General features: G+C 62.4%; 2 protein-coding genes. One reads left to right on the plus strand and one right to left on the minus strand.

Annotation, left to right across the window (positions count from 1 at the left end):
• On the plus strand, positions 1–558 hold a 558-nt coding region (locus ACWKV5_RS29580), incomplete at its 5' end, for an MFS transporter (protein ID WP_483844144.1).
• Here the strand turns inward: ACWKV5_RS29580 and ACWKV5_RS29585 are convergent.
• Positions 555–1,442: a LysR family transcriptional regulator gene (locus ACWKV5_RS29585; RefSeq protein ID WP_483844145.1), complete on the minus strand. Its 888-nt coding sequence runs from the start codon at positions 1,440–1,442 to the stop codon at positions 555–557. The two genes, ACWKV5_RS29580 and ACWKV5_RS29585, sit on opposite strands and share 4 nt — an antisense overlap.
• Positions 1,443–1,453 lie beyond the last annotated feature (11 nt).

Consider the following 1,453-nt stretch of genomic DNA (forward strand, 5'->3'; position numbering starts at 1 on the left):
AATGCCCGGCGCAGCATGTTGCTACTGGGCACAGTGGTCGCCGCGCATTTCACGGCGTACACCTACATTGCGCCGTTCCTTGGGCATGACGCTGGTTTCTCGCCGAGTGTGATCACTGCGATTCTGTTGGGCTTCGGTCTGGTCGGCATGTTGGCGAACTTCGCCATGGCCGGGAGCATCACCACGCACCTGCGTGCCTCGCTCGGCGCCGTGGTGTTGCTGATGGTGATCGCGCAACTGGCCTTGCCCGGGTTGCAGGGGTGGGGCGTGACGTTGGCGGTGCTGGTGTGGGGCGTTGCCTACGGCGCGATTCCGCTGGGTGTGAGCAGCTGGATGCAGCTGACGTCGCCGCAATTGCCGGAAGCCAGTTCCGCCATGTTGGTGACCACGTTTCAGGTGGCGATTGCTTCGGGTTCGCTGTTTGGCGGCTTGATGGTTGATCACGCCGGCGTGTCTTCAGCGTTGTGGCTGGGCGCTGCCATCGGTGTGTTCGGTTTGGCGGTGATGCTCAGTTTCGGCATCAGCAAGGCCCCAATTGCCGAGGCCCTGCAACGCTAGACCTTGAGAATGTTGTCTTTGAAAAAGTCGATCAACACTCGCAACCTCGGTGCCGTCTGCTTCGACGCAGGCCAGAGCATCCACAGGTTGCCGGTGTGGTCGGTGTAGTCTTCCAGCACCACCTTCAGCCTGCCGTCGGCCAATGGCTGACGGATTGAAAAATCCGGCAGGCAGGCAATCCCCACTCCATCGATCGCCAGGTACGTCAGCGGGTCCATCGTGGTGCAGGTCAACGCCCGCGTCAGGTTCGGCTCGATGTGCGTATCGTCGACGCGCAGCGGCCAACGCTCGATCATCCCGGTGGCCGGAAACTTGTGCAGCAGGCACACGTGGCGGATCAAATCGTCCGGGTGTGTCGGATCACCATGACGCTCCAGATACGCCGGCGACGCCACCAACTGCAATTGATACCCCCCCAGCTTGCGCGCCATCAGCCGCGAATCCTGCGGCGCGCCCGTGCGGATCACCGCGTCGAACCCTTCCTCGATCACGTCCACCATGCGGTCGGACATGTCCACGTCCAGCTCGATGTCCGGGTAGGCACGCATGAACCCGGCCAGCACCGGCATGATCAACACGTTCTGGATCGGCACGCTGATGCGCACCTTGCCGCGCGGGGTGGCGGACAATTCCAGCAGTTCCATTTCTGCCGCTTCCACTTCACTGAGAATGCGCTTGCAGCGGTCCAGGAACAGTTCGCCTTCGGTGGTCAAGGTGACGCTGCGGGTGCTGCGATGGAACAGCCGCACCCCCAGGCGCTCCTCCATGCGCGCCACGCTCTTGCCGACGGCGGAAGAGGAGATCTCCAACAGGCGACCGGCTTCGGTAAAGCTGCGGGTTTCGGCCACATGAATGAAGGCCGTGATGCCGCTGAGGCTGTCCATCATTTGAGGTG

This window comes from Pseudomonas oplopanacis (assembly GCF_057128725.1).

Bases quoted from the DNA above. Each gene is read 5' to 3' on its own strand.
- ACWKV5_RS29585 (WP_483844145.1), bottom strand. From the start codon at position 1,442: ATGGACAGCCTCAGCGGCATCACGGCCTTCATTCATGTGGCCGAAACC.